The organism is Gammaproteobacteria bacterium, from assembly GCA_036381015.1.
Taxonomy (GTDB): domain Bacteria; phylum Pseudomonadota; class Gammaproteobacteria; order Steroidobacterales; family Rariloculaceae; genus ZC4RG20.
Map to the genome: position 1 here is coordinate 1 of DASVDR010000011.1, position 25,767 is coordinate 25,767.

Here is a 25,767-nt window from a genome sequence, read left to right on the forward strand (position 1 = left end):
CAGCGCAGCATCTCCGGCAGCAGCCAACGCAGTATCTCCGGGAGCAGCCAGCGCAGCATCTCCGGGAGCAGCCAACGCAGTATCTCCGGGAGCAGCCAACGCAGTATCTCCGGGAGCAGCCAGCGCAGCATCTCGGGCAGCAGCCAGCGCAGCATCTCCGGCAGCAGCCAGCGCAGCATCTCGGGCAGCAGCCAGCGCAGCATCTCCGGCAGCAGTCAGCGCAGCATCTCGGGCAGCAGCCAGCGCAGCATCTCCGGCAGCAGCCAGCGCAGCGCCTCTACGAATGCCAGCTCAGCCAGCGATCTTGTGGTCTATGGACTCGTAACCGCGGCAAACGAGAGTCGAATCGAAGTCCTTGGTCAGAGCTTGAAGGTGAAACCTAGTATCGCACCCAGTGGGCTAGGTGGTGCGGTTGGAAAGACAGCATACGTTGAGGCCCAAATTCAGGATGGTGCACTCGTTGCGACCAGAATCGACCTATTCGATGAACTATCTGTTCCCGGCGCCAGTACTGTGCTCATAGCAGGTCGAGTAGACCAGGTGAAATCAGCTATCGGTCAGATAGTTGTCGGCGAAATAACGATTGACATCACCTCCGTGCCCGGATTGAGTCTGGAACCTTCTCAAAGCCTTGCTATCGCTGGTATTCAGCCAGTACCGGGCGGCCTAGTTATCGCTCAATCGTTAGTTCATCTTGATGATCATCTCATTCGGCCTGCTGATCGCGTGGCTGCTGAGGACCTTTCACTAGCCCAAGAGCCGTAGAGACTAGAGATCAAATTCCTAACGTTCATTTGTGACTGACCGCAAAGATACTAGGTACTCCTCAACCTTCCGCTGAGTTACTCGGTTTGTAATCTCAGCGCGGACTGCGTCGAGGCCGGGTGGTTCGCTGGTGCGACGGTCCTCTAAGAGGATCACGTGCCAGCCGAACTGTGTTTCGACGGGTTCAGACGAGAACGTGCCCACTTCCATTGCGCTGACGGCGGCGGCAAACGGCGCGACCATCGAGTCGGAGGTGAACCAACCGAGATCGCCGCCGTTCGAATCGGCCGAGGGATCGGTGGAGCGCTCCTGAGCTAGCTCGGCGAAGTCGGCGCCGCCCTGAAGGTCTGCGATCACAGCCTTCGCCTCGTCCTCCGATTCGACGAGAATATGGCGGGCTTTGTGCTCGGTCGTCGCAAACTCGGAGGCGCTCGCCTGATACTCCGCTTGAAGCTCTTCTTCGCTCGGGGGATTCTCTTCAACGAACCGATTGACCATCGATCGAGCTAGAACCTGCAATCTCTGCAACTCGAGCTGTACGGCAATCGGCTCTTCGTTAGGCAGGCCGCGTTCTTCCGCTTCGTCCGCGAGTGCCTCCAGGTTGGCGAGACTTTCCAGAATGGCTTCGCGCTCCTGATCGGTGAGCTGCTCGGGAGACTTCTGAAGCACGTTCGTCGCGTAATAGCGAAAGAACGATTCGCGCACCGGTGTACCGTCGGAGGCCTGTAAAGTCGCGGACCCCAGGGGATCCGCCGTAGATGCTGCGTCTGTCGCGTCGTTCGATTGCGTGCAGCCGAGCACCGACATCGAAACGGCAGCGACGGCGATAATCCCTCTGGAGTACATGCCTAGTCCTCGCGTGGTAATCAGTCTTTCTTGGCAGGGGAGGGCGCGAAAGCCACCAGGCTCAGCGCATGAATTTCCGTCTTCATGAGATCGTCGAGCGCTTCGTACACCATCCGATGGCGCGTGAGAGGATTCGTCCCCGCGAAGCGCTTGGATACGATGCGCACCTTGAAGTGCCCTTTACCTTCTCGTGCACCCGGATGTCCCACATGCAGCCGGCTTTCGTCGATGACGTCCAGCTCTTCCGGTTGGAAAGCGGCTTCGAGACGGGCGCGGATCGCCGAGACGCGGCTGTCGTTCATGGAAGTGTTTGCAGTACCGGCTGAATTTCAACGGCTGCGAATACGCCTTCGACCGAGTAGGGGTCGCGTGACACCCAGTCTCGAGCCGCTTCGAGCGACGAAAATTCGGCGATGATGAGGCTGCCGGTGAAACCGGCCGGCCCGGGATCCGGGCTATCGATGGCCGGGTGCGGACCGGCAAATACCATTCGCCCCTCGTCGACGAGCTGCTCGACGTACTGCAAATGGCGGGGGCGCGCAGCGGCCCGCTTTGACGAGCTGCTCTCGATATCTCGGCCGAATATGGCGTAGAGCATCTCGATCAAGCCTCCTCTTGGCTTTCGCCGTGACCCGAAGTTCGGGCGGCTATCCAGATCCCTTGCCCCAAAGCCGTGAGGAGCGTAAGTCCGAGCATTCCGAACAGCTTGAAATTCACCCACGTGTCTTCGTCGAAGTTGTACACCACGTAGAGGTTGGCGGCACCGAGAAAGACGAAGTTTGCTACCCAAATCATGTTGAGCTGCCGCCACATTCTGGCATCGAGCCGCACTGCGTGCCCCATCACCCGCTCGATCAGGTTCTTCTCGCCGATAAATTCGCTGCCGAGCAATGCAACTGCGAACAACCAGTTGACTATGGTGGGCTTCCACTGAATGAATATCGGATCGCGCAGCAGCAGCGTGATACCGCCGAGCACCGCAACGATGGCGCTCGAGGCGAGCAGCATTTTGCTGATCGTCCGTTGCCGGAACCACTGAATCGCCATTTGGACGCCCATCGCGAGAATGATCGCCGCAGTCGCCCAGTAGATGCCGGCGAGCTTGTAAACGACGAAAAATACGACAATGGGAGCAAAATCAATCAGTAGCTGCATGTGCGGGGATGCGGGGGATGGGGGAGATCAGCAGATGTTAACCCAAGTCGGTGCGGGGCTCATCGTGCGCACGCGCTAGAGCCGCCGGGCGGCCTTCGACCTTGGGCGAAGGCCTTTTTCGCCTCGCCGGCCCGCCGCTCACCAGGCAGGCGGCGCCGGAAAGCGTCTTACAATGAGCCGGTGAGCCAGTTCTTCAAGATCCATCCCGTAAATCCCCAGCGCAGGCTGCTGGAGCGGGCCGCGGAGATTCTGCGCGAAGGCGGCGTCATCGTCTATCCGACCGACTCGAGTTACGCGCTCGGGTGCCGGCTCGCCGACAAGGCGGCGGTCGACCGAATCCGCCGCATTCGGGCTGCCGACTTGGACCACGAGTTCACGCTCGTGTGCCGGGATCTCTCCGAGATCTCCAACTATGCACGCGTCGACAACCGTGCTTACCGGATGCTTCGGGCGCTTACGCCGGGGCCCTACACGTTCATTCTGCGCGCCACGCATGAGGCGCCGAGGCGGCTTCGGGACCCGAAAAAGCGCTCGATCGGAATTCGCGTGCCTGACCACAAGATCGTGTCCGCGCTTCTCGACGTGCTCGGCGAGCCGATTACGAGCTCGACTCTGCTTCTGCCTGGCGACGCGCTGCCCGTTTCCGATGCGGAAGCCGTGCGCGGCCGCCTGGAGCGGCAAGTCGATGCGATCATCGACGGCGGAACCTGTGGCCTGGAGCCGACAACGGTCCTCGATCTGACCGATGGCAACGTCACCGTGGTACGGCAGGGGAAGGGAGACGCCTCCGCCTTCCTGTCCTGAATCCCGCGCGCGACCGCGTATAATGCGCCGATGCCCCCGATAGACATCGCCTCGGTCCTGTACGACCTCTCGGTCGCAGCCGTGCCAATTCTTTTTGCTATCACGCTGCACGAGGTCGCACACGGGTGGATCGCGAAGCTATTCGGGGATCCCACCGCGCAATTTGCCGGCCGCCTCACACTGAACCCCCTGAAGCACGTAGATCCGATCGGCACCGTCGTTCTGCCGATCGTGCTCCTCTTCCTCGGCGGCCCGATTTTCGGTTGGGCCAAACCCGTGCCGGTCTCGTTCGCGAATCTCCGCAATCCTCGGCGCGACATGATTCTCGTCGCCGCAGCGGGTCCGGGCTCGAACCTGCTGATGGCGCTCGGGTGGGCTCTTTTGGCGGCCGTCCAACTCTCGGTCCTGCAGATCGGCGGCGCGATCGGCGACTGGATCGTCGATGCGTGCACCGTGGGTATCCTGATCAACGTGATCCTGGCGGTCTTCAACATGCTGCCGATCCCGCCGCTCGACGGCGGGCGCGTGCTCGCGGGCCTGTTGCCGCCGAGCGGTGCTCGGGTGCTCAATCAGATCGAGCCGTTCGGCATTCTCATCGTGCTCGTGCTCCTCATGACGGTGCTGTGGCAGGTCATCGAGCCGGCGATCCTGTTTTTCAACGACTTCTTCGTCTCCATCGCGGGGATATACGGAAATTGACCGCCGACGTGAAACAATCCGAGCGGCCGCGCCTGCGGCTGGTGCCGCAGGTTCCGCCGCCGTTGCACGATGAAGCGAACGCGCCGGCGCAAACCGAAATGCCGTTCGCCATCGTAGAGGGCGAGCCGATCACTCAGCTGCCGAGAGATCTCTACATCCCGCCATACGCGCTCGAGGTCTTCCTCGAAGCCTTCGAGGGTCCCCTCGATCTGCTTCTTTACCTGATCCGACGGCAGAATCTCGACATCCTCGATATCCCGATCGCCGAGATCTCGCGGCAGTACGTCGAGTACATCGAGCTGATGAAGGAGATGCAATTCGAGCTCGTCGGCGAATATCTGGTCATGGCCGCGACGCTCGCCGAGATCAAGTCGCGCATGCTGCTGCCGCGCGCGGAGTCGCAGGAAGAAGAGGAAGAGGATCCGCGCGCGGAGCTCGTTCGTCGCCTTCAGGAATACGAACGATTCAAGAAGGCCGCCGAAGATTTGGATTCGCTCGAGCGGCTCGAGCGCGACGTCATACAGGCATCGGGCGAGGTCGTCGAGCGGCGCGTCGTCACGAAACTTCCGGACGTCACCCTAAAAGAGATGTTGATCGCCTTCAAAGAGGTGCTGGACCGCTCGAACATGTTCGCTCACCATCACGTGCAGCGCGAAGCGCTCTCGGTGCGCGAGCGGATGTCGGCCGTGCTGCTTGCCGTGCAGAGCGAGCGCTACGTCGACTTCGTCAAGCTCTTCGACCCGCTGGAGGGACGCATGGGGGTCACGGTTACTTTTCTCGCGCTTCTGGAGTTGCTCAAGAGTTCTCTCATCGACGTCGTTCAAACAGAGCCGTACGGGCCGATCCGCGTGCGCAGTGCTCAGTCCCGCCCCGAGGCCGTCCGGCCCGACAACGCGACCGAGCAGGCCTGAGGCGCTCGATGGACGAGACCCAGGTCAAGCACGTGCTCGAGGCTGCGCTGTTGGCAGCCGGTCGTCCGCTTTCGCTGGATACGCTCGCCTCGCTCTTCGCGACGAAAGCGTCCGAGCTCGACAAGACCATGCTGAAGGCTGCGCTCGATGCCCTCGCGGAGGATTACCGGGAAAGGGGGATCGAGCTGAAAGAGGTCGCGAGCGGTTACCGCATCCAGATCCGGCGCTCGATGAGCGACTGGCTCACGCCCCTTTGGGAGGAACGAGCGCCTCGGTACACCCGTGCCCTGCTCGAGACGCTTGCGCTGGTCGCGTATCGCCAGCCGATCACCCGAGCCGAGATCGAGGAAGTGCGCGGCGTCGCCGTGAGCACGAACATCATCCGTACATTGATGGAGAGAAACTGGATTCGTGTCGTGGGACACCGTGACGTTCCCGGCAAGCCCGCGATGTTCGGGACGACGAAGGAGTTCCTCGACTACTTTGGGCTGCGCAAGCTCGAAGACCTGCCTCCGCTCGCCGATATCAAGGACGGGCTTCCGGAGCTCAGCCCTCAAAGCGATCTCATCGACGCCCTCGTCGTGACCGAAGAAGGGGGAACGGCAGAAGTCGACGCCGACGCGCACGGCCCAACGGCGGCCGCCGCCTCGGAGGCGTCCGGACAGGCTGCGGAGCAGCGGCCAGCCGAAGCGACGACAGGATCTGAGCAGACAGAAGCGGCAGCAGAGTCGGCGCCGATCGAGGCGTCGGCAGCGCCCGAGCCGACCGAAGCGGACGCAGAGTCGGAGCCGACCGAAGCGCACGCGGAGTCGGAGCCGACCGAAGCAAACGCGGAGCCGGAGCCGATCGAAGCCGAGGCATTGTCCGAGTTGATCGAAGCAGCCGAGCGACCGGCGGAGGAGCCCGAGCCGGCGGCGACGGCTCTCGAAGCGCTCTCCGAGCCCGACGACGAAGCCCCGTCGCTTCGCCTTCGGGATGCCGCCGAGCCTTTTGCGAGCGACGAGAGCGAGGGCGACGAGAGCGCGGACGACGACGAGGAGCTGACCAAGGTCGAAGCGCGTTGAATCGGCGCGCCGCGCGCCGAGCGGACCGACCGTGGCCGAAAGAATTCAAAAGGTGCTGGCCGACGCGGGCGTCGCGTCGCGCCGCGTGATCGAGCGCTGGATTGCCGAAGGGCGCGTTGCGGTCGACGGCCGGGTCGCGAAGCCGGGCGACCGCCTCGAAGGCACCGAGCGGGTCGTCGTCAACGGTCGGCTCGTCCGCTTGAAGCCCGCCGCCGGGCGGCATGCGCACCTGGCCTACTACAAGCCGGCCGGTGAGGTCACGACGACGGCCGACCCGGAGCGCCGCGCGAAGGTCTTCGACCGCCTGCCGCGCGCGCCGCGCGGCCGCTGGATCAGCGTCGGCCGCTTGGACCTCAACACGTCGGGCCTTCTGCTGTTCACCACCGACGGCGAGCTTGCGCATCGTCTGATGCATCCGCGCTACGAGATCACGAGGGAATACGCCGTACGCGTGCTCGGCTCGCCGGACGAAGCGCAACTGCACCGCTTGCGCCGCGGCGTCGTGCTCGACGACGGCCTCGCGGCATTCGACAGCATCGAGCCGCGAGGCGGGAGCGGCCGGAACACATGGCTGCACGTCGTGCTGAAGGAAGGCCGGAAACGCGAAGTGCGGCGCATGTTCGACGCGGTGGGTTTGCCGGTGAGCCGGCTGATTCGCGTGCGCTACGGCCCGGTGCGCCTCGGCCGCATGACGCGCGGCGGGATACGCCCTTTGACGCAGGCCGAGGCCGGCGCGCTTTACGCCGCCGTCGACCTGCCGCCGCCTCGCGCCGGCGGCGAATGAGCGCGTGCGACCGTCCGTTCGCCGCAGCGCTCGCGCGCCCGTCGGCCGCTCGACCTCCGTTCAGCCTGCCGGATCGAGCCGCTGCCCGGAGACGCCGCGACTGTCCGGGCCGAGCAGATAAAGATACGGGCCGACGACCTCTTCCGGCGGCTTGACCGTCTCGGGGTCCTCGGCCGGATAGGCGCGGGCGCGCATCTGCGTTCGAGTGGCACCCGGGTTGATGCAGTTGACGCGAATCGACGTCTTGTCGAGCTCGTCCGCGAGGATTTGCGCAAGCCCTTCCACCGCGAATTTGGACGCCGAATACGCGCCCCAGTAGGCCCGCCCCTTTCGGCCCACGCCGCTCGTCGTGAAGATCAGCGACGCATCCGGCGATTGCTTAAGCAGCGGCAACAGGCAGCGCGTAAGGATGAAGACGGTATTCACGTTCACGTGCATCACGCGCTGCCATACGCCGATGTCGTGGTGCTCGATGGGGCTGCGGTCGCCGAGAATCGCGGCATTGTGCACGAGACCGTCGAGCCGTCCGAAGCTCGATTCGATCTCGGAGGTCAGATGCTGGTACTCGGGCCCTTGCGCGCGCTCGAGGTCGAGTTGCGCGATCGCCGGCGTCGGCCCGATCTTCGCGACCTCGTCATGGAGTTGCTCGAGCGCAGGCCGATTGCGCCCATGGAGCAGCACCGTCGCGCCGTGCCGCGCGGCGGCGAGTGCGAGCGCGCGGCCAATCCCCCGCGTCGTGCCGGTGATCAGAATGACGCGGCCTTCGAGCAGGCCGGCGCGCGGCGAGTAGCTCCAGGGATCCATCCGTCCGAGGCTATTCGCGTGCGGTGGAGACCGCAAGGCGGTCCGCAACCTCGGCGTCGTCCGAGTCGCGCCCCATGTCGGCCGCGTCGGCGCACTCTGCATTGCTCGCCTCGACGACGGCGGCGCCCTCGCGCGGAGATTCCTCTATCGGCGACAGCGTAGGCAACTCCTGCCGCGGCGTAACGCCGAGTTCCGTGAAGCGGCGCGCCCCAGGCAGGACCAACCGCTCGAGCGAACCGATGCCGCGGTTATAGGCCTTGACGCTGTCGCCGAGCGACTTGCCGACCTGGAGAAGGTGACCTGCGAACGAGTTCAATCGCTCGTAGAGCTGCGTCCCGATGCGGCGGATCTCCGCGGCGTTCTCCGTGAGCGTGACCTGCTGCCAGCCATAGGCCACGGCCTTGAGCAGCGCGACCAAGCTCGTCGGCGTCGCGAGAATGATGTTTTGCCGCAGCGCCTCGTCCAGAAGCGCAGGGCGCTGCGACAGAGCGGCGCTCAGAAACTGATCGCCGGGAATGAACAGGATGACGAACTCGGGGCTCTTTTCGAACTGAGTCCAGTAGGCCTTCGCGCTCAGCTCTCGTACCCGCTCGGCTAGCGTCGCTGCGTGGCGCGCGAATGCGGCGCGCTTCGCCGCCTCGTCCTCCGATTGAATCGCATCGAGATAGGCATCGAGGGGCGTCTTCACGTCGACGACGAGCTGCCGCCCTTCGGGGAGATGGATCACCATGTCCGGGCGGATCGCGCCGTCCGCCGTCGCCCGGTGACTCTGGCTCACGAAGTCGCAATGCTCGACCATTCCCGCGAGCTCCACTAGACGGCGCAGCGTGATCTCGCCCCATTGGCCGCGAACCTCGGGGCGCCGCAGCGCGCTCACGAGGTTCCGCGTCTCGACGCTCAGCTCGCGTTGGCTCGCCGTGATCGCCTCGAGCTGCGCCTGCAACACGGCCTGCGATTCGCGGCGCGACTTCTCGAGCTCTTGAAGCTGAACGTCCGTGCGCTGCAGCGCCTCGCGTATCGGCCGCACGAGGTTCTCGATGGCCTGCTCGCGCGCGGCCAAATCTCCTTTCGCTCGCTCGTGGTGCACGCCCATGCTTTCACGGGCAAGCTTCAGGAACGTGTCGGCATGCGACCGGAACTGCTGGCTCGCGAGCTCGCCGAAGGTCGCGCTCAGACGCTCGCTCGCGAGCGCGAGCGCCGCCTCCCGCTCCGCCTCGGCGCTCGCCCGCGCTTGAAGCTCCGCCGTCCGTACCTGGAGGGCGGCCTTTAGCCGCACGCGGCCGACGTGCCCGATCGCGAGCCCCGCGAGCGCACCGACGAGAAGGCAGGAGCCCGCGCCGAGCAGAAACAGCCCGAACGAGACGGTATCAGGCAGCGTCATCGGCCTTCCGGCGAGCCAACGTGTCGATCGCCGCCGCAAGTCCGCTCGGGTGGCGGACGAGGAGGTCCGCGCTCCAGGCGCGCACGTCGTTGCCGGGACGAATGTAGCCGTATGCGGCCGCGATCGTCGCCATGCCCGCGGCGCGCCCGGCCTCGATGTCGCGCGGCGCGTCTCCGACGTAGACGCATCGTGAGGGCGACGCGCCGAGCTCTTCGGCCGCGAGCAACAGCGGCGCGGGGTCCGGCTTCTTCTGTGGAAGCCGGTCGCCGCTCACCACCGAGCCGAATCGCTCCGCGACCCCGAGACGCTCGAGCAACGGGACTGTCATCTCGTGAGGTTTGTTCGTCACGATCCCCCATCTTTTAGGAGATCCAAGATTAACAAGTTTCTCTAACGATAGGAATAACCGAGATTTTGCGCATACCGCGCCCGAGTAGATCTCGAGGAACCTGGCGCGCAGCTGCTCGATGGCGGCCGGAGACGTCTCGGCACCGAAACCGAGACGGATCAGCCCGAGCGCGCCGTTCGAGACCTCGTTGCGCGCGACGGCATAGGGAACGGGCGGCTTCCCCGCTTCCGCGAGCAGCCGATTCAGCACCGCAACGAGATCCGGAGCGGTGTCGACGAGCGTGCCGTCGAGGTCGAAGAGTACCGCGTCGACGCTCATGTCGCGGCTTTGCGCGTATGGGCGAAATAATTGACGTCGACGTTGCCGCCCAATGAGTAGCGGTCGAGCAGGGGATTGAAATGCAAGCCGGTCAGCTCCTCGAGGGCGAGACCGCTTCGCCTGCACCATGCGGCAAGCTCCGAAGGCCGGATCAGCTTCAGATATTCGTGCGTGCCGCGGGGCACGATGCGGAGGACGTGCTCTGCTCCGACGATCGCGAACAGGAAGCTCTTGACGTTGCGGTTGATCGTGGAGAAGAACACCGCCCCGCCCGGCTTGACCGCGGCCGCGCACGCGGCGACCACGTCTTCCGGATGCGGCACGTGCTCGAGAAGCTCGAAACAGGTGACCGCGTCGAACTCGCCCTCGCGGGCCTTCGCGACCGAGGCGACGTCGGTGCATTGGTAGTCGATGGAGAGGCCGCTCAGCGCCGCGTGCGAGCGGGCGATGTCGATGCACGCGGGCGCCATGTCGATACCCGTGACGTTCGCGCCTTCGGCCGCGAGAGCCTCGCTGAAAATGCCGCCTCCGCACCCGACGTCGAGGACCTGGGCTGACTCGAGCGCGACGCGGCGGCGCACATAATCGAGCCGCAGCGCGTTGATCCGGTGCAGCGTCGCGAAAGGACCGTCGGGGTCCCACCAGTCCGCGGACAGCGCGGAGAATTTTTCGAGCTCCGCAGGATCGGCGCTGCCCGCTGCGCCCGTCGTCGTGCTCATGATGCTCCCGGTGCCGAACGTGCCGCCAGGAGCCGCTCGCTCCAGCGAGCGGCGCTCTCGCAGACGGCGCCCACGTCCATGCGTGCGTGCACGCCGTCGACGATCAGGTGCTCGCCTGCGACCCATACGTCGGTGACGTGCTCGCGCGACGCAGAGTAAACCAGCTGCGAGAGCGGATCGAGCACGGGCTGCAGCGCGACGTCGCTCAGCGCGACGCAAATGACGTCTGCCGCCTTGCCGGCCGCAAGCGTTCCGATCTCCTGCTCGAGGCCCACGGCTTTCGCGCCGTTCAGCGTCGCCATTCGAATCGCCGCGCGGGCCGGCACCGCCGTCGGGTCTCCCGCCGTGCATTTCCCGAGCAGCGCCGCGGCGCCCATTTCCGACCAGAGATCGAGGCGATTGTTGCTCGCGGCGCCGTCCGTGCCGAGAGCGACGTTGACGCCCGCGCGCAGCAGCGCGTGAACCGGGCAAGCGCCGCTCGCAAGCTTCATGTTCGAGCGCGGGCAGTGAACGATGCTCGAGCCCGCGTTCGCAAGCGCTTGGATTTCCTCCTCGAGGAGCTGCGTGGCGTGCACGCCGATCAGGGCGGGGGTCAGCAGACCGAGGGCGTCGAGGCGGGCGAGCGGGCGCCTGCCGGTGGCGGCCACGGCCTCGGCGACCTCGGATGCGGTCTCGTGCAGGTGAGTGTGCACGGGGACGTCGAGCTCGTCGGCGAGCTGACGAATGCGCGCGAGGGTCGCGTCGGACGTCGAGTAGGGCGCATGCGGCGCGAACGTGGTGGAGATCAGCGGACTGCCTTTGTACCTGTCCCGCACCGCCAAGCCCTTGCTGATGTACTCGTCGGCCGTCGCAGCCCAGACCGTCGGGAACTCGATGGCGATCATGCCGACGACGGCCCGCATGCCGGCCTCGAGCGCCGTTTCCGCGACGACGTCGGGAAAGTAGTACATGTCGGAGAAGCAGGTGATGCCGCCCTTCAGCATTTCGGCGATCGCGAGACGTGTGCCATCGCGCACCATCTCCGGGTTCACCCATTTCGCTTCGGCAGGCCAAATCCGCTCCCCGAGCCAGCGGTCGAGCGGGAGGTCGTCCGCGAAGCCCCGGAACAGCGACATCGCCGCATGGCAATGGGCGTTGACGAGGCCCGGCATCAGGACGTGATCGGGGCGCTCGTGCAGCGCGTCCGGCGCGAAGCGGGTTTCGGCTTCCGCGCGCGGCAGCACCGCGACGATCCTGCCGCGGTCGATCGCCACGGCGAAATCTTCGTTCGCGCACACCTCCGGCTCGACCGGAACCGTCCAGCGCGGGCAGATCAGGGTATCGATGCGTTCGGCCATTCTCGCTCCCTCGGCCGGGCCCGCTACCGGTGCACGGCGCCGGCGCAAGTATAGCCTCTCGAGGGTCTTGCCGGACCTGCGAAAGGCGCCTCCCTGTGGTAGAATTCGTTTTGTTTTTTGAGCACTTGAATCCTGTCTGTCCGGCTGCCGTTTTCGGTCGACAGCAGTGGCCGGCCCCGCAGGTGCGCGGGCCCTGAACACCATACCTCGCGTTTCTCTCGAGTTCTCCTTGGTGACGCGTCAAGGGAGACAGGGACCGTATTTTTGAGCGAAACGAATGGCTGAAGGCGCGAAGGAAATCCTGCCCGTCAATCTCGAGGACGAGATGCGGCAGTCGTACCTCGATTACGCGATGAGCGTGATCGTCGGGCGAGCGCTCCCGGACGTCCGCGACGGGTTGAAACCCGTGCACCGCCGGGTGCTGCATGCGATGCGCGAGCTCGGGAACGACTACAACCGGCCGTACAAGAAGTCCGCCCGCGTGGTCGGCGACGTGATCGGTAAGTATCACCCGCACGGCGACGCCGCGGTGTACGACGCGATCGTCCGCCTCGCGCAGGATTTCTCGATGCGCTACCTGCTGATCGACGGGCAGGGCAACTTCGGCTCGGTCGACGGCGACGCGCCGGCGGCGATGCGCTACACCGAGGTGCGGATGGCGCGCATCACGCAGGAGCTGCTCGCCGACATCGAGAAGGAAACGGTCGATTTCGTCCCGAACTACGACGAGTCCGAGCGCGAGCCTTCCGTCCTGCCCACGCGCATCCCGAACCTGCTGATCAACGGCTCCTCGGGCATCGCGGTCGGGATGGCGACGAACATTCCGCCGCACAATCTCGGCGAGGTCGTCAACGCGTGCCTCGCGCTGCTCGAGACCCCTTCGATCAGCATCGCGGAGCTGCTCAAGCACGTTCCCGGCCCGGATTTCCCCACGGCTGGGCAGATTCACGGGGTGCAGGGCATCGTCAGCGCCTATACCACGGGCCGAGGCCGCATCTACGTGCGCGCGCGTACGCACGTCGAGGAGATCGACGAGCGCAGCGGCCGCGAGGCGATCATCGTCACGGAGCTGCCGTACCAGGTCAACAAGGCGCGCCTGATCGAGAAGATCGCCGAGCTCGTCCGCGAGAAGCGCCTCGAAGGCATCAGCGAGCTGCGCGACGAATCCGACAAGGACGGCATGCGCATCGTCATCGAGCTCCGCCGCGGCGAGATGTCCGACGTCGTGCTGAACAATCTGTTCAAGCAAACGCCGCTGCAGAGCGTCTTCGGCATCAACATGGTCGGCCTCGTGGACGGGCAACCGCGGCTCCTCACGCTGAAGGAGCTGCTCGAGGCCTTCCTGCGCCATCGGCGCGAGGTCGTCACGCGGCGCACGCTCTACGATCTTCGCAAGGCCCGTGAGCGCGCCCACGTCCTCGAAGGGCAGATGGTGGCGCTTGCGAACATCGACGAGGTGATTGCGCTGATCAAGTCGTCGCCTTCGCCGGCCGAGGCGCGCGTCGCTCTCTGTGACCGGGTCTGGGCGCCCGGCGCGGTCGTCGGCATGCTCGAGCGTGCCGGCGCCGCGAACACCCGCCCCGAGGATCTGACCGAGGAGTGCGGCCTCATGGAGGGCGGGTACCGCCTCTCCACGGTCCAGGCGCAAGCGATCCTCGACCTGCGCCTGCACCGGTTGACGGGGCTCGAGCAGGAAAAAATCTCCCAAGAATACGGGGGGTTGATAGATAATATTCACGAATTTCTTCAAATCTTGTCCGATCCCGAGAAGCTGCAGTCCGTCATTCGCGGCGAGCTCGTCGAAGTGCGCGACCGTTACGCGGACCCGCGTCGCACCGAGATCGTCGAGGATTACAACGACCTGACGATCGAGGACCTGATACCGGAGGCGTCGCTGGTCGTCACGCTTTCGCATGCGGGGTACGCGAAGGCGCAGCCGGTCGAGGACTACCAGGCTCAACGCCGCGGCGGGCGCGGCCGGGCCGCGGCTCGCGTCCGAGACGAGGACTTCATCGACCAGCTTTTCATCGCGCACTCGCACGACACGCTGCTCTGCTTCTCGAGCCGCGGCAAGGTGTACTGGCTCAAGGTGTACCAGCTGCCGCAGGCGGGCTCCGGCTCGCGCGGCCGTCCGATCGTGAATCTGCTGCCGCTCGAAGCCGACGAGCGGATTAACGCCGTGCTGCCCGTGAAGTCCTACGACGAAGACAAGTACGTGTTCTTCGCCACGATGCAGGGCACCGTGAAGAAGACGCCGCTGATCGCGTTCTCGCGTCCGAGAACGAACGGCATCATCGCGATCGACTTGCGGCCGGACGACCGGCTGATCGGCGCCGGCATCACCGACGGGAAGCAGGACATCATGCTGTTCGCGAGCTCCGGCAAGGCGATTCGCTTCTCGGAGGAGGGCGTGCGGCCGATGGGCCGGACGGCGGCGGGCGTGCGCGGTTTGAAGCTCTCCGGGCAAGGCGACGAGGTGATCGCGGTCAGCATTCTCGAGCAAGGCCCGCTTCTCCTCGCCACCGAGAACGGCTACGGGAAGCTCACGTCCGTCGACGAGTTTCCCGTGCAGGGGCGCGGCGGCCAGGGCGTGATCTCGATTCGCACGAGCGAGCGCAACGGCCGCGTCGTCGGCGCTCTGCAAGTCTCGCCCGACGACGAGGTCATGCTCATCACGTCGGCGGGAACACTGGTGCGCACACCGGTCTCCGAGATCTCGATGCTCGGCCGAAACACTCAGGGCGTGCGGCTCATTCGGCTCGACGAGGGCGACCGGCTGGTCGGCATCGAGCGGGTCGAGGCCTTGCAGGACGACGGCGGGAACGGCGCGGCCTACGGCGCCGACGGGGCCTCCGACGAGGGGTGACGACTCGGCCGGACGGAGTCGGCCGGTAATGCTTTAGGGACGGATAGTTACAGGATGAATCGAGTGTACAACTTCAGCGCGGGCCCGGCGATGCTGCCCGAAGCCGTGCTGCGCCGCGCACAGGCCGAGCTGCTCGACTGGAAGGACAGCGGAATGTCCGTGATGGAGGTGAGCCACCGCGGAGCGGACTTCATCGAGTGCGCGGCCCGGGCGGAGAGCGCCTTGCGGGCGCTCCTCGAGGTGCCCGACGGTTACCGCGTGCTCTTTCTCCCCGGCGGCGCCACTGCGCAGTTCGCGGCCGTGCCGCTCAATCTCGCGCCGCCCGACGCTACGGTCGACTACGTGCTGACCGGCAGCTGGGGCAAGAAGGCCGCGGGGGAGGCCGCGCGCTATGCCGAGGTCAACATCGCCGCGGACGCGGCCGAGTCGGGCTACACGCTCATCCCGGATCGCTCCGAGTGGCGGCTCTCGAAGAACGCCGCCTACGTGCATTACACGCCGAACGAGACGATCGTCGGCGTGGAGTTCCATTCGATTCCGGAGGTCGGCGAAGCGCCGCTCGTGGCCGACATGTCGTCCACGATCCTGTCGCGGCCGCTCGACGTCGGCCGCTTCGGCGTGATCTATGCCGGCGCGCAGAAGAACATCGGCCCCGCGGGTCTCGGCATCGTCATCGTCCGGGAGGATTTGATCGGCCGCGCGCGGCGCGAGACGCCCGGCGTCTTCGATTACAAGATCATGGCCGAGTCCAACTCGATGTGGAACACGCCGCCGACGTTCGCCTGGTATCTCGCCGGCCTGATTTTCGAGTGGCTGGCCGAGCAGGGCGGGCTCGCCGTCATGGGCGAGCGCAACCGCGCCAAGGCGGAAGCGCTCTATGCGGCCATCGACGCTTCGGACTTCTACTCGAACGCCGTGCGCGCGGACTGCCGCTCATGGATGAACGTGCCGTTCACGCTCGCCGATCCGTCGCTCGACAAGACCTTCCTCGAGGAGTCGAAGGCGGCCGGCCTCACGAACCTGAAGGGGCATCGCCTCGTCGGAGGCATGCGGGCGAGCCTGTACAATGCCATGCCGCTGGAAGGCGTCCAGGCGCTGATCGAGTTCATGGCGGACTTCGAGAAGCGGAGGGCCTGATGCGGTTCAAGATCCTGACGCTGAACAACATTGCGCTCGCCGGGCTCCGTCGCTTTCCGCGCGAGCGTTACGAGATCGCCTCCGACATCGCGCGTCCGGACGCGATCCTGGTCCGGTCGCACAACATGCACGACATGGACATCCCCTCGAGCGTGCTCGCGGTCGCGCGGGCCGGGGCGGGCGTGAACAACATCCCGGTCGCGGAGCTGAGCCGTCGAGGCGTGCCGGTCTTCAACGCCCCCGGCGCGAACGCGAACGCGGTCAAGGAGCTCGTGCTTGCGAGCCTGTTCCTCGCCGCGCGCAACGTGGTCGAAGCCTGGGATTTCGTCCGCAAGCTCGACGGCTCGGACGAGGAGCTCGCCCGCCAGGTCGAGGCCGCGAAGAAGCAGTTCGTCGGCTTCGAGCTGCCGACGAGGACGCTCGGCGTCATCGGGCTCGGCGCCATCGGCGTGGAGGTCGCGAACGCGGCGCTCGGGCTCGGCATGCAGGTGATCGGGCACGACCCGAAGATCACCGTGCAGCGCGCCTGGCAAATGTCCTCCGGTGTGCAGCAGGCCGTAAACCTCGAGGATCTGTTCACCCGCGCGGACATCGTCACCGTTCACGTGCCGCTCACGAGCGATACGCGTCACCTGATCAACGCCGAGCGGCTGCGTCTGATGCGGCAGGGCTCGGTCGTGCTGAACTTCGCGCGGGAAGGCGTGGTGGACGTCGACGCCGTGATCGAGGCGCTCGACTCGGGCAGGCTGAGCCACTACGTCACCGATTTCCCGACGGAGAAGCTCAAGAATCATCCGCGGGCGATTTGCCTGCCGCACCTGGGCGCCTCCACGCGCGAGGCCGAGGAGAACTGCGCGGTAATGGTGGCCGAGAACCTGAAGGAGTACCTCGAGAGCGGCAATGTCCGCCATTCCGTCAACTTCCCGGAGGCCACGTTGAACCGGGACCGGCCGTACCGCATCGCCGTCCCGCACCTGAACGTCCCCAACATGGTGGCGCAGATCTCCTCGTGCGTCGCGAGCGAGAACATCAACATCAACGACATGTTGAACGTCTCGCGCGGCGAGATCGGCTACACGCTCGTCGACCTCGACGGGCCGATAGGCGACGGCTGCCTGGAGCGCATCCGCGGCATCAACGGCGTCCTGTCCGCGCGCGTGCTGCCGGAACCGGCGTAAGGGGCATGAGAGGCGTGAATCTCGTGATCGCACGTGCCGGCCGGCCGCGCGCAACGCGGCGGCCTCCGGTGCGAGCCGCTTCACGAGATTCACGAGGCGCTCGTCGGGCAAGGGGGGGCGCATGACCAAGGACGAGCAGCAGGCGGCGCTGCGCGAGCTCCGCGCGCGCATCGATCGCATCGACGCCGAGTTGCACACGCTCATCTCGGAGCGAGCGCGCTGCGCACAGGAGATCGGCACGATCAAAGGGCTGAGCAAGACAGCCGAGTTCTACAGCCCGGAGCGCGAGGCGCAGGTGCTGCGCGCCGTGGTCGAGCGCAATCGAGGGCCGCTGAGCAACGAGGAGATGGTGCGGCTCTTCCGCGAGCTGATGTCCGCCTGTCTCGCGCAGGAGGAGCCCCTGAAGGTGGCGTACCTCGGGCCCGAGGGCACCTTCACGCAAACCGCGGTCTTCAAGCACTTCGGGCACTCGGTCCGCGCGCTTTCCGTGCCGACGATCGACGAGGTATTTCACGAGGTCGAGGCCGGCATCGCCGATTTCGGCGTCGCCCCGGTCGAGAACTCGACCGAGGGCACGGTCAATCACACGCTCGACATGTTCCTCACGTCGCCGTTGAACATCTGCGGCGAGATCGAGATGCGCGTCCATCAGCACCTGATGGGCAAGATGAAGGAGATTGGCCGGATCAAGCGGGTTTGCTCCCATTCGCAGTCCTTCGCCCAGTGCCGCGGCTGGCTCGCCCAGTACCTCCCGGACGTGGAGAAGATCGTCGTCGCGAGCAACGCCGAGGGCGCACGCCGCGCGCGCGACGAGGAGGGCACTGCGGCGATCGCCGGGGAGTCGGCGGCCGAGGTCTACGATCTGCACGTGCTTTTCCCCAACATCGAGGACGAGGCCGACAACACGACCCGCTTTCTCGTGATCGGCCGCAAGACGTTCCCGCCGAGCGGGGAGGACAAGACGTCGCTGCTCGTCTCCGCCACGGGCACCGAGGGCCCGGGCGTTCTCTTCCACCTGCTCGAACCTCTGGCGCGCCACGGTGTCAATATGACGCGTATCGAGTCGCGGCCGTCGCGCCGGAAGAAGTGGGACTACGTGTTCTTCGTCGACGTCGACGGCCATGCCGACGAGCCGGTGCTCCGGCAGGCCCTCGCCGAAATCAAGGAGCAATCGAATCTGTTTAGGGTCCTCGGCGCGTATCCGAAGGCGGTGCTGTGAGCTCGAGGGCAGGGCGCGAGGCCGCGGAAGAGCCGTCCGGCAGCGTGTTCCGCGCGCACCCGGTGACACGCGTCGGCGGCATGCTCGAGGTTCCCGGGGACAAATCGATCTCGCACCGCGCGCTGATGCTCGGCGCCGTCGCGGAGGGCGACACGCTGATCCGCGGCTTCCTCCATGGCGAGGATTGCGTGGCGACGCGCGCGGCCCTCGAGGCGCTCGGCGTGCCGATCGCGGACGGCGACGGCGGAACGGTGCGGATCTCGGGCGTCGGCGCGCACGGCTTGCGCGGCGCGGCGCGCGCGCTCGACCTCGGCAACTCGGGCACCGCGATCCGGCTCATGACCGGCCTTCTCGCCGGCCAGCCGTTCGATTCGGAGCTCACGGGCGACGCGTCGCTGCGCCGAAGGCCGATGGAGCGGGTTGCCGCGCCGCTCCGGCGGATGGGAGCGCGGATCGCCACGAGCGACGGGCGCGCGCCGATCAGGATCAGCGGTGGAGCGCGGCTCCGCGGAGCCGAATGCACGCTCGACGTGGCGAGCGCGCAGATCAAGTCCGCGCTGCTGTTGGCCGCGCTCCAGGCGTCCGGGACGACGATGATCCGCTCGCCGGGCCCGAGCCGCGACCACACGGAGCGGATGCTGCGGAGCATGGGCGCGCTGCTCGACGTGGACGACGAGGGCCTGGTCGTGTCCGTCGAAGGGCCGCAGACCCTACGCGGCATCGAGATCGACGTGCCCGGCGACCTGTCGTCGGCCGCGTTCTTTCTCGTCGCCGGGTGCCTCGGCGCGCGGGACGGTCTGCTGCTCAGGAACGTCGGCATGAACCCGACGCGGATCGGCCTCCTGACGATCCTCGGCGCGATGGGCGCGCGGATCGAGGTCCGCAGCCCGCGCACGGCGGGCGCCGAGCCGGTAGCGGACCTGTACGTCGAGCAGGCGGAGCTCAAGGGCGTCGATGTGCCACCGGAGCTCGTGCCGCTCGCGATCGACGAGTTTCCGATCTTGTTCGTTGCAGCGGCCGGCGCCCGCGGGCCGACGATCGTCCGCGGAGCGGACGAGCTGCGGCACAAGGAAAGCGATCGGCTCGCGGTGATGGCGAAAGGGCTCACGGCGCTCGGCGCCCGGGTCGACGAGCGTCCGGCCGGGCTGATCATCGAAGGCGGACGGTTGTCCGGCGGCGAGGTGCACAGCCACGGCGATCATCGCGTGGCGATGTCCTTCGCCGTCGCGAGCCTGATCAGCGACGGGCCGATCCTGATTCGGGAGACGGCCCAGGTGGCGACGTCGTTCCCGGGCTTCACGCGGGCCGCGGCGGCGGCGGGACTGCGCATCGACGAGCTCCGCGAGGGATGAGCGGATCGAGCGGCGCGCGTCCCGATGTGCCGATCGTGACGATAGACGGCCCGAGCGGCGCAGGCAAAGGCACGGTGTCTCGGGCGGTCGCGCAGCGCCTCGGCTGGCATCTGCTCGACAGCGGCGCGCTTTACCGGCTCGCGGCCCTCGCGGCGCTCGAGGCGGGGGCGGATCTCGACGACCCGGCCGCGGTGGCGCGCATCGCGCGCGGGCTCGACGCGGCGTTCGCGGAGGAGGGCGGCCGCGAGCGGATCGTGCTCAGCGGACGCGACGTGACCGCGGAGCTACGCACGGAGCGCTGCGGCGAGACGGCGTCGAAGGTGGCCGCGATGCCGGAGGTCCGGGAGGCGCTGATGGCCCGGCAGCGCGCGTTCGCCGTGCCGCCGGGGCTCGTTGCCGACGGGCGCGACATGGGAACGCGCGTGTTCCCCAACGCGCTCCTGAAGGTGTTTCTCACGGCCAGTGCCGAGGAACGGGCGGCCAGACGACATAAGCAGTTGAAAGAAAAAGGGATTGATGTTAGCCTGCCCGACCTTTCCCGGGAGATCGCCCAGCGCGACCAGCGGGATGCGAATCGGCCGGTCGCGCCGCTCGTCCCCGCCGCAGATGCGCGGATCATCGATTCCACGCACATGACCCCGGAGGAAGTCGCGCAGCGCATCTTGCAATGGCTTCGCGAAGCGGGTGTCATGTCGTGATGACTTTCATCCCAAGGACGCGCCGAAAGAGAAGGGACTCGGCGCGATTGTTAAATCGGCCGCCGCCGCGGGAACGCGGCGGCGTTGAGGTTGCAAACGGCACATGAGTGAATCTTTTGCGGAACTACTGGAACAGAGTCTCGCCACACAGCAGATCAAACCCGGCGCGATATTGACCGGGACCGTCGTCGATGTGAACAGCGACGTCGTCATCGTCAACGCAGGCCTCAAGTCCGAGGCTGTCATTCCCTCGAGTCAGTTTCTCAACGACAAAGGAGAGCTCGAAGTCGCCGTCGGCGACGAGGTCGAGGTCGCGCTCGATACCGTGGAAGACGGCTTCGGCGAGACGCGCCTCTCGCGCGAGAAGGCGAAGCGGATGCGCACGTGGGCCCGGCTCGAGGAGGCCTTCGAGAAGGGCAGCATTGTCACGGGCACGATCAGCGGCCGAGTGCGCGGCGGCTTCACGGTCGACATCGATCTGGTGAGGGCGTTCCTGCCCGGCTCCCTGGTCGACGTTCGCCCGATTCGCGACCCCGTCGCGCTCGAAGGCAGCACGCTCGAGTTCAAGGTCATTAAGCTCGATCAGAAGCGCAACAACGTCGTCGTCTCGCGCCGCGCGGTCGTCGAGGAGGAGTACAGCGCCGAGCGCGAGCACCTGCTGAAGAATCTCGAGGAAGGCGCGATCCTGAAGGGCGTCGTGAAGAACCTCACGGACTACGGCGCATTCGTCGATCTCGGCGGCATCGACGGGCTGCTCCACATCACCGACATGGCGTGGAAGCGCGTGAAGCATCCTTCGGAGGTCGTCTCCGTCGGCCAGGAGCTCGAGGTAAAGGTGCTCAAGTTCGATCGCGAGCGCAACCGCGTATCGCTCGGCCTGAAGCAGCTCGGCGCCGATCCCTGGGAGGATCTCGCGCGGCGCTACCCGCCGGGCACGCGGCTCTTCGGCCGCGTCACGAACATCGCCGACTACGGCTGCTTCGTCGAGATCGAGGAGGGCGTCGAGGGGTTGGTTCACGTGTCCGAGATGGATTGGACGAACAAGAACGTGAACCCGCACAAGGTCGTGCAGATCGGCGACGAGGTCGAGGTCATGGTGCTCGACATCGACGAGGATCGCCGGCGCATTTCGTTGGGCCTGAAGCAATGCAAGCCGAACCCGTGGGCCGAGTTCGCGGAGAACTACAAGAAGGGCGATCGCGTCTCGGGGCAGATCAAGTCGATCACGGACTTCGGCGTATTCATCGGGCTGCCCGGCGGCATCGACGGTCTCGTCCACCTCTCCGACTTGTCCTGGGACGTGCCCGGCGAGGAGGCGGTGCGCAATTACAAGAAGGGCGAGGAGCTCGAGGCGGTCGTGCTGGCGATCGATCCGGAGCGCGAGCGCATCTCGCTCGGCGTGAAGCAGCTCGATAAGGATCCGCTGTCACTGTTCATCGCGGACTTCCCGAAGGGCAGCATCGTCAAGGGCGTCGTGCAGGAAGTCGACGCGAAAGTCGCCACGGTCGCCCTCGACGGCGGCGTGCTGGGGCAGCTGCGAGCGTCGGAAATCTCGCGCGACCGCGTCGAGGACGCGAGGACGGTGCTGAAGCCTGGCCAGGAGATCGAGGCGAAGTTCACCGGCGTCGACCGCAAGAACCGGGTCGTCTCCCTGTCGATCAAGGCGAAGGAGGCGCACGAGGAGGCGCAGGCGATTCAGAGCTACAAGACGGATGCAGGTAAGCCGTCCGCCGGAACGACGTTGGGCGATCTCTTGAAGGAACAGATGACCCCGGAGTGAGGCCGCCGTCGGGTTTCGAACGAGAGAGCGCTGCGCGAGGCCTGGGAGGAAGGTTCCGTCCATGACAAAGTCCGAGTTGATCGAGTCCATTGCCCGGAATCAGAAGCACCTGCCGGCCAAAGACGTCGAGCTGGCGGTGAAGCACATCCTGGAACTGATGAGCGAGGCGCTCGCGAGCGGCGAGCGCATCGAGATTCGAGGCTTCGGCAGCTTCTCGTTGCATTACCGGCCCCCGCGCATGGGCCGCAACCCGAAAACGGGCGATGCCGTGGCGCTGGCCGGCAAGCACGTGCCGCACTTCAAGCCGGGGAAGGATCTCCGCGAGCGGGTCAACGCGTCGCGACACCTTCCCGTGCGCAGCTGAGGACGGCTTACCGAAAAAGGTGTCAGACACCTTTTTCCGGAAAATGGTGTCTGACACCTTTTTCCGCAGAGCAGGGGCTGGCAGGTGAGTACGCTGCGGCGCGTCGTCGTCATCGTGTTGCTCGGGTTCGTCGTGGCGGTCGCGGCATTCTTCGGCTACATCAACCCGGAACCCATCGACATCGACGTCGGCGTGGCGCGCCTCGAAGGCGTGCCGGCGTCCGTGGCGTTCGTGACGGTGTTCGCGCTCGGCTGGGTCTTCGGGCTCGCCTGCGCGAGCTTCGGCATGCTGAGGCTCGCGGCCGACCGGCGGCGGCTGCGGCGAGAGCTTCGGCTCACCGAGGCCGAGGTGCGCAACCTCCGCAGCTTTCCGCTGCACGATGCCGACTGAAGCCACATTCTTCCTGGCCGGCCTGCTGATCATCGCGGCGGCGATGGGGTGGGCGTTCGAGCGCCTCAGCCGCGAGCGCGACAATCAACCGCCCGCGCGGATCAGCGCCGACTACATTCGCGGCCTGAACCTCGTTCTGAACCGCAAGACGGACGAGGCGCTCGAGCTTTTCGTCCAGATCGCCAAGGTCGACGACGATACGCTCGAGACCCACTTCGCGCTCGGCCACCTGTTTCGCCGCCGCGGCGAGGTGGATCGCGCGATCCGCGTGCATCAAAACCTGCTCGCCCGCCCGAGCTTGAGCGAGGCGCAGCGGCACCAGGCCCTGTTCGCGCTCGCCGAGGATTACCTGGGCGCGGGGCTCTTCGACCGCGCCGAGAATCTGTTCGCGGAGCTCACGAGCAGCGAAACGGTGGCCCAAGCCGCCCTCGAGCGGCTCGTCGACATCTACGAGCGGGAACGCGAGTGGAACAAGGCCATCGAGGCCCAGCGTCAGCTCGAGGCGCGCACGGGCGAGCCGTCCTCGCGCATTGCGCACTATCACTGCGAGCTGGCCGAGCAGGCGCGGCTCGAAGGCGATGACGGCCGAGCGCTCGAGCTGCTGAAGAGCACCGCTCGTACCGAGTCCGGAGCGTTGCGCGGCGCGTTGATTCGCGCGTCCATCGCGAAGGGCAAGGGTCGATTCGACGAAGCCATCCGCCTTTACGAGCAGGTGATCGACACGGACCGGCGCTTCATCGCCGAAGTGCTGCCTTCGTTGATGGAGTGCTACCGCGAGCAGGGCAAGCTCGGCCGCTTCGACGAATACGTCTCTCGGATCGTCGCGCGAGACGCCGCGCTCGAGAAGGATCTGGCGTATGCCGCGGTCATCGGCGAGCTGGTGGACTCGCCCGCGCTCGCGCGCTGCGTCGAAAGCTTCGTGCTGAGCAACGACATCCTCGTGAACCTCGTCGGCGCCGACGACCTGCGCTCCGCGACGGCGGAAAAGAAGTCGCGCGCGATTCAGCGGATCGTCAAGGGCCTTCGCCGGATCGCGATGTCGGGCACCCGGTATCGCTGCACGAATTGCGGGTACGGCACGCAGCGCCTGATCTGGCATTGCCCGAGTTGCAAGCTCTGGGATTCCGTGCGGCCGACGCAGACCTTTCATTTCGACGCGCTGATCTCGTGACCGGTTGCAGCGCGGCCACAGCGCGGTCCGCGCAAGCCGCGCGCTGGAGCGCCTGCGGAGCAGCTGCCCGGTCGGCCGCGGCGTCGCGATCGACGGACATCGGCGCGCTCGCCCGGATCGAGCTCCGGGGCATTGCGCACGCGGCTCGACGCCGTCGCTACGAATCTCGCCGAACGCGCGACATTGCCGCGCTGCCGTTCGCCGTTCCCGCCTCTACGATGCCGCTCGTCCCAACCACGAGAGGAAAAGCCATGAAACGGAATTCGCTATCGGCGGCGGCGTTGTCGATGATGTTCCTCGTGCCCGGCGTGCTGCTCGCCGGCCCGGTGAACATCAACACGGCCGATGCGGAGACGCTCGCGCTCGAGCTCACCGGCGTGGGTCCCGCTCTGGCGGAAGCGATCGTTCGCGACCGCGCGGAGCACGGGATGTTCGCTTCGGCGGAGGATCTCGCGCGCGTGAAGGGCGTCGGCGCACGCATCATCGAGATGAACAAGGGCAACATCCTCGTCAGCGATCCCCCGCCCGCCGAGTGACGCGAGCGCGCGGGCGGCCCGGCGGGGCGGCCGCCCGCGCATCTGTCACGATCATCCGCCCATGCCGAAAACGGAAACCGGTTGCCGGTGCGCGTCAATCGGTACTGTCGCGGATCGGTGACGCTGCAAGCCGAGCGCGCCGCCCGCAGCGCCGCCTCACCGGGAGCGCCGACACTTATGTATCATGCTCTCTTCCCGAGTTTTGCGGAGAGAGAGAATGGCACGGCTGCGCACCGCAGTCTTTCCGGTGGCGGGGCGGGGAACTCGCTTCTTGCCGGCGACGAAAGCGTCTCCGAAGGAGATGCTGCCGATCGTGGACAAGCCGCTGATCCAGTACGCGGTCGAAGAGGCGCTGGCTGCCGGCGTCGAAAAGCTGGTGTTCGTCACGGGAGCCTCGAAGCGATCCATCGAGGATCACTTCGACGTCGATCCCGAGCTCGAGCGTACGCTCGCCGAATCGGGTAAGGACGACATGCTCGCGTTGGTGCGCGACATCGTGCCCCCGCACGTCAGCTGCCTGTACGTGCGTCAGGGCGTGCCGCTCGGGCTCGGCCATGCGGTGCTGTGCGCGCGGCCGGCGGTCGGCGACGAGCCGTTCTTCGTCCACCTCGCGGACGACCTCATCTACAGCGAAGTGCCTTGCCTCAAGCAGATGCGCGATCAGTTCGAGCAGCACGGCTGCAGCGTGATCGGCGTCGAGACGGTGCCGCGCGACCAGACGGCCAGCTACGGCATCGTCGGGGTCGTGACGGACTCGGGGGGGCGGCAGCGCATCGACAAGATCGTGGAAAAGCCGCGGCCGGAGGAGGCGCCTTCCACGCTGGCCGTGGTCGGCCGCTACGTGCTGACGCCCGCGATCTTCGACGAGCTCGAGAAGACCGAGCGAGGAGCGGGAGGCGAAATTCAGCTCACCGACGGAATCGCCGCGTTGATGAAGAGCGAGCCGGTCTACGTCTGGCCGTTCGCCGGGACGCGCTACGACTGCGGCAGCAAGATCGGCTATCTCCGCGCCACGGTCGAGTACGCGCTTCGCCATCCGGAGCTCGGCGAGAACTTCAAGGCCTATCTCGAGGCCGTCTGGGAGCGCTGAGGCACGCTCGCCTTCCGAGGTCAAGCCCGCGCACGCGCTCCCGTAAGATC

At 66.3% G+C, this 25,767-nt stretch carries 27 protein-coding genes; 17 read left to right on the forward strand and 10 right to left on the reverse strand.

From position 1 onward, the window contains the following. The 5 genes from VF329_04345 to VF329_04365 form a co-directional block, all read right to left on the reverse strand. The coding region (locus VF329_04345; GenBank protein HEX7080222.1) for a hypothetical protein at positions 1-203 on the reverse strand (203 nt) is incomplete at its 3' end. A 580-nt stretch (positions 204-783) separates the two neighbouring features. Then, positions 784-1,611 carry a peptidylprolyl isomerase gene (locus tag VF329_04350; protein ID HEX7080223.1) on the reverse strand — a complete coding sequence of 276 codons (828 nt, stop codon included), beginning with the start codon at positions 1,609-1,611 and terminating at the stop codon, positions 784-786. 20 nt (positions 1,612-1,631) lie between these two features. After that, positions 1,632-1,913 carry a BolA family protein gene (locus VF329_04355; GenBank protein HEX7080224.1) on the reverse strand — a complete coding sequence of 94 codons (282 nt, stop codon included), beginning with the start codon at positions 1,911-1,913 and terminating at the stop codon, positions 1,632-1,634. After that, the gene (locus tag VF329_04360; protein HEX7080225.1) at positions 1,910-2,209 is read right to left on the reverse strand and encodes a YciI family protein; all 300 of its coding nucleotides are present in this window, start codon (positions 2,207-2,209) and stop codon (positions 1,910-1,912) included. Before VF329_04360 ends, VF329_04355 begins: the two co-directional genes overlap by 4 nt. A gap of 5 nt (positions 2,210-2,214) precedes the next feature. Further along, positions 2,215-2,766, reverse strand: a complete 552-nt coding sequence (locus tag VF329_04365; protein HEX7080226.1) for a septation protein A — start codon at positions 2,764-2,766, stop codon at positions 2,215-2,217. Between the two features lie 180 nt (positions 2,767-2,946). Between VF329_04365 and VF329_04370 the strand changes: the two genes are divergently transcribed. The 5 genes from VF329_04370 (at position 2,947) to VF329_04390 (ending at position 7,028) form a co-directional block, all read left to right on the forward strand. Continuing rightward, on the forward strand, positions 2,947-3,570 hold the full coding sequence (locus tag VF329_04370; protein ID HEX7080227.1) for an L-threonylcarbamoyladenylate synthase: 624 nt from the start codon (positions 2,947-2,949) through the stop codon (positions 3,568-3,570). A gap of 30 nt (positions 3,571-3,600) precedes the next feature. Further along, positions 3,601-4,269, forward strand: a complete 669-nt coding sequence (locus VF329_04375; protein HEX7080228.1) for a site-2 protease family protein — start codon at positions 3,601-3,603, stop codon at positions 4,267-4,269. 98 nt (positions 4,270-4,367) lie between these two features. Further along, positions 4,368-5,180 (forward strand): segregation/condensation protein A, encoded by an 813-nt coding sequence (locus VF329_04380; GenBank protein HEX7080229.1) that lies wholly within the window; start codon positions 4,368-4,370, stop codon positions 5,178-5,180. 8 nt (positions 5,181-5,188) lie between these two features. Continuing rightward, positions 5,189-6,244, forward strand: coding sequence for an SMC-Scp complex subunit ScpB (scpB, locus tag VF329_04385; GenBank protein ID HEX7080230.1), 1,056 nt, complete (start codon positions 5,189-5,191; stop codon positions 6,242-6,244). Between the two features lie 31 nt (positions 6,245-6,275). Further along, positions 6,276-7,028, forward strand: a complete 753-nt coding sequence (locus VF329_04390; GenBank protein HEX7080231.1) for a pseudouridine synthase — start codon at positions 6,276-6,278, stop codon at positions 7,026-7,028. 60 nt (positions 7,029-7,088) lie between these two features. Here VF329_04390 and VF329_04395 read toward each other — a convergent pair whose 3' ends face one another. From VF329_04395 to VF329_04415, 5 genes are read right to left on the reverse strand one after another with little or no spacing between them, the layout of a single operon-like run. Beyond that, a complete protein-coding gene (locus tag VF329_04395; GenBank protein ID HEX7080232.1) occupies positions 7,089-7,832 on the reverse strand; it encodes a YciK family oxidoreductase in 744 nt (247 codons plus the stop codon). A 10-nt stretch (positions 7,833-7,842) separates the two neighbouring features. Continuing rightward, positions 7,843-9,213: a DNA recombination protein RmuC gene (locus VF329_04400; GenBank protein ID HEX7080233.1), complete on the reverse strand. Its 1,371-nt coding sequence runs from the start codon at positions 9,211-9,213 to the stop codon at positions 7,843-7,845. Then, a complete protein-coding gene (locus VF329_04405) occupies positions 9,200-9,880 on the reverse strand; it encodes an HAD-IA family hydrolase (protein ID HEX7080234.1) in 681 nt (226 codons plus the stop codon). The genes VF329_04400 and VF329_04405 overlap by 14 nt, the downstream gene beginning before the upstream one ends. Then, on the reverse strand, positions 9,877-10,599 hold the full coding sequence (gene ubiG, locus VF329_04410; protein HEX7080235.1) for a bifunctional 2-polyprenyl-6-hydroxyphenol methylase/3-demethylubiquinol 3-O-methyltransferase UbiG: 723 nt from the start codon (positions 10,597-10,599) through the stop codon (positions 9,877-9,879). The genes VF329_04405 and ubiG overlap by 4 nt, the downstream gene beginning before the upstream one ends. Beyond that, on the reverse strand, positions 10,596-11,936 hold the full coding sequence (locus tag VF329_04415) for a TRZ/ATZ family hydrolase (GenBank protein ID HEX7080236.1): 1,341 nt from the start codon (positions 11,934-11,936) through the stop codon (positions 10,596-10,598). Before VF329_04415 ends, ubiG begins: the two co-directional genes overlap by 4 nt. A 277-nt stretch (positions 11,937-12,213) precedes the next feature. Between VF329_04415 and gyrA the strand changes: the two genes are divergently transcribed. The 12 genes from gyrA (at position 12,214) to galU (ending at position 25,717) form a co-directional block, all read left to right on the forward strand. Continuing rightward, positions 12,214-14,802: a DNA gyrase subunit A gene (gene gyrA, locus VF329_04420; protein HEX7080237.1), complete on the forward strand. Its 2,589-nt coding sequence runs from the start codon at positions 12,214-12,216 to the stop codon at positions 14,800-14,802. 54 nt (positions 14,803-14,856) lie between these two features. Further along, entirely contained in the window at positions 14,857-15,939 is a 1,083-nt protein-coding gene (serC, locus tag VF329_04425; protein ID HEX7080238.1) for a 3-phosphoserine/phosphohydroxythreonine transaminase, read from the forward strand. After that, positions 15,939-17,117, forward strand: a complete 1,179-nt coding sequence (locus VF329_04430; GenBank protein ID HEX7080239.1) for a phosphoglycerate dehydrogenase — start codon at positions 15,939-15,941, stop codon at positions 17,115-17,117. Before serC ends, VF329_04430 begins: the two co-directional genes overlap by 1 nt. Before the next feature lie 121 nt (positions 17,118-17,238). After that, on the forward strand, positions 17,239-18,336 hold the full coding sequence (gene pheA, locus VF329_04435; protein ID HEX7080240.1) for a prephenate dehydratase: 1,098 nt from the start codon (positions 17,239-17,241) through the stop codon (positions 18,334-18,336). Further along, on the forward strand, positions 18,333-19,688 hold the full coding sequence (aroA, locus tag VF329_04440) for a 3-phosphoshikimate 1-carboxyvinyltransferase (GenBank protein HEX7080241.1): 1,356 nt from the start codon (positions 18,333-18,335) through the stop codon (positions 19,686-19,688). Before pheA ends, aroA begins: the two co-directional genes overlap by 4 nt. After that, positions 19,685-20,386 (forward strand): (d)CMP kinase, encoded by a 702-nt coding sequence (gene cmk / locus VF329_04445; GenBank protein ID HEX7080242.1) that lies wholly within the window; start codon positions 19,685-19,687, stop codon positions 20,384-20,386. Before aroA ends, cmk begins: the two co-directional genes overlap by 4 nt. Before the next feature lie 103 nt (positions 20,387-20,489). After that, the gene (gene rpsA, locus VF329_04450; GenBank protein HEX7080243.1) at positions 20,490-22,166 is read left to right on the forward strand and encodes a 30S ribosomal protein S1; all 1,677 of its coding nucleotides are present in this window, start codon (positions 20,490-20,492) and stop codon (positions 22,164-22,166) included. Positions 22,167-22,227: 61 nt separating this feature from the next. Beyond that, complete coding sequence (gene ihfB / locus VF329_04455; GenBank protein ID HEX7080244.1) at positions 22,228-22,530, forward strand: integration host factor subunit beta; 303 nt, start codon at positions 22,228-22,230, stop codon at positions 22,528-22,530. A gap of 84 nt (positions 22,531-22,614) precedes the next feature. Continuing rightward, complete coding sequence (locus VF329_04460; protein ID HEX7080245.1) at positions 22,615-22,920, forward strand: lipopolysaccharide assembly protein LapA domain-containing protein; 306 nt, start codon at positions 22,615-22,617, stop codon at positions 22,918-22,920. Further along, positions 22,910-24,091, forward strand: coding sequence for a lipopolysaccharide assembly protein LapB (gene lapB / locus VF329_04465; GenBank protein ID HEX7080246.1), 1,182 nt, complete (start codon positions 22,910-22,912; stop codon positions 24,089-24,091). Before VF329_04460 ends, lapB begins: the two co-directional genes overlap by 11 nt. A gap of 251 nt (positions 24,092-24,342) precedes the next feature. Beyond that, positions 24,343-24,627, forward strand: a complete 285-nt coding sequence (locus VF329_04470) for a helix-hairpin-helix domain-containing protein (GenBank protein ID HEX7080247.1) — start codon at positions 24,343-24,345, stop codon at positions 24,625-24,627. Positions 24,628-24,844: 217 nt separating this feature from the next. Then, positions 24,845-25,717 carry a UTP--glucose-1-phosphate uridylyltransferase GalU gene (galU, locus tag VF329_04475; GenBank protein HEX7080248.1) on the forward strand — a complete coding sequence of 291 codons (873 nt, stop codon included), beginning with the start codon at positions 24,845-24,847 and terminating at the stop codon, positions 25,715-25,717. Positions 25,718-25,767 lie beyond the last annotated feature (50 nt).

Excerpts from the sequence above, each read along its gene's own strand:
- VF329_04350 (HEX7080223.1), bottom strand. The coding sequence starts at position 1,611 with ATGTACTCCAGAGGGATTATCGCCGTCGCTGCCGTTTCGATGTCGGTG.
- VF329_04355 (HEX7080224.1), bottom strand. The coding sequence starts at position 1,913 with ATGAACGACAGCCGCGTCTCGGCGATCCGCGCCCGTCTCGAAGCCGCT.
- VF329_04360 (HEX7080225.1), bottom strand. The coding sequence starts at position 2,209 with ATGCTCTACGCCATATTCGGCCGAGATATCGAGAGCAGCTCGTCAAAG.
- VF329_04365 (HEX7080226.1), bottom strand. The coding sequence starts at position 2,766 with ATGCAGCTACTGATTGATTTTGCTCCCATTGTCGTATTTTTCGTCGTT.
- VF329_04375 (HEX7080228.1), top strand. The coding sequence starts at position 3,601 with ATGCCCCCGATAGACATCGCCTCGGTCCTGTACGACCTCTCGGTCGCA.
- VF329_04380 (HEX7080229.1), top strand. The coding sequence starts at position 4,368 with ATGCCGTTCGCCATCGTAGAGGGCGAGCCGATCACTCAGCTGCCGAGA.
- scpB (HEX7080230.1), top strand. The coding sequence starts at position 5,189 with ATGGACGAGACCCAGGTCAAGCACGTGCTCGAGGCTGCGCTGTTGGCA.
- VF329_04395 (HEX7080232.1), bottom strand. The coding sequence starts at position 7,832 with ATGGATCCCTGGAGCTACTCGCCGCGCGCCGGCCTGCTCGAAGGCCGC.
- VF329_04400 (HEX7080233.1), bottom strand. The coding sequence starts at position 9,213 with ATGACGCTGCCTGATACCGTCTCGTTCGGGCTGTTTCTGCTCGGCGCG.
- VF329_04405 (HEX7080234.1), bottom strand. The coding sequence starts at position 9,880 with ATGAGCGTCGACGCGGTACTCTTCGACCTCGACGGCACGCTCGTCGAC.
- ubiG (HEX7080235.1), bottom strand. The coding sequence starts at position 10,599 with ATGAGCACGACGACGGGCGCAGCGGGCAGCGCCGATCCTGCGGAGCTC.
- VF329_04415 (HEX7080236.1), bottom strand. The coding sequence starts at position 11,936 with ATGGCCGAACGCATCGATACCCTGATCTGCCCGCGCTGGACGGTTCCG.
- gyrA (HEX7080237.1), top strand. The coding sequence starts at position 12,214 with ATGGCTGAAGGCGCGAAGGAAATCCTGCCCGTCAATCTCGAGGACGAG.
- serC (HEX7080238.1), top strand. The coding sequence starts at position 14,857 with ATGAATCGAGTGTACAACTTCAGCGCGGGCCCGGCGATGCTGCCCGAA.
- VF329_04430 (HEX7080239.1), top strand. The coding sequence starts at position 15,939 with ATGCGGTTCAAGATCCTGACGCTGAACAACATTGCGCTCGCCGGGCTC.
- pheA (HEX7080240.1), top strand. The coding sequence starts at position 17,239 with ATGACCAAGGACGAGCAGCAGGCGGCGCTGCGCGAGCTCCGCGCGCGC.
- cmk (HEX7080242.1), top strand. The coding sequence starts at position 19,685 with ATGAGCGGATCGAGCGGCGCGCGTCCCGATGTGCCGATCGTGACGATA.
- rpsA (HEX7080243.1), top strand. The coding sequence starts at position 20,490 with ATGAGTGAATCTTTTGCGGAACTACTGGAACAGAGTCTCGCCACACAG.
- ihfB (HEX7080244.1), top strand. The coding sequence starts at position 22,228 with ATGACAAAGTCCGAGTTGATCGAGTCCATTGCCCGGAATCAGAAGCAC.
- lapB (HEX7080246.1), top strand. The coding sequence starts at position 22,910 with ATGCCGACTGAAGCCACATTCTTCCTGGCCGGCCTGCTGATCATCGCG.
- VF329_04470 (HEX7080247.1), top strand. The coding sequence starts at position 24,343 with ATGAAACGGAATTCGCTATCGGCGGCGGCGTTGTCGATGATGTTCCTC.
- galU (HEX7080248.1), top strand. The coding sequence starts at position 24,845 with ATGGCACGGCTGCGCACCGCAGTCTTTCCGGTGGCGGGGCGGGGAACT.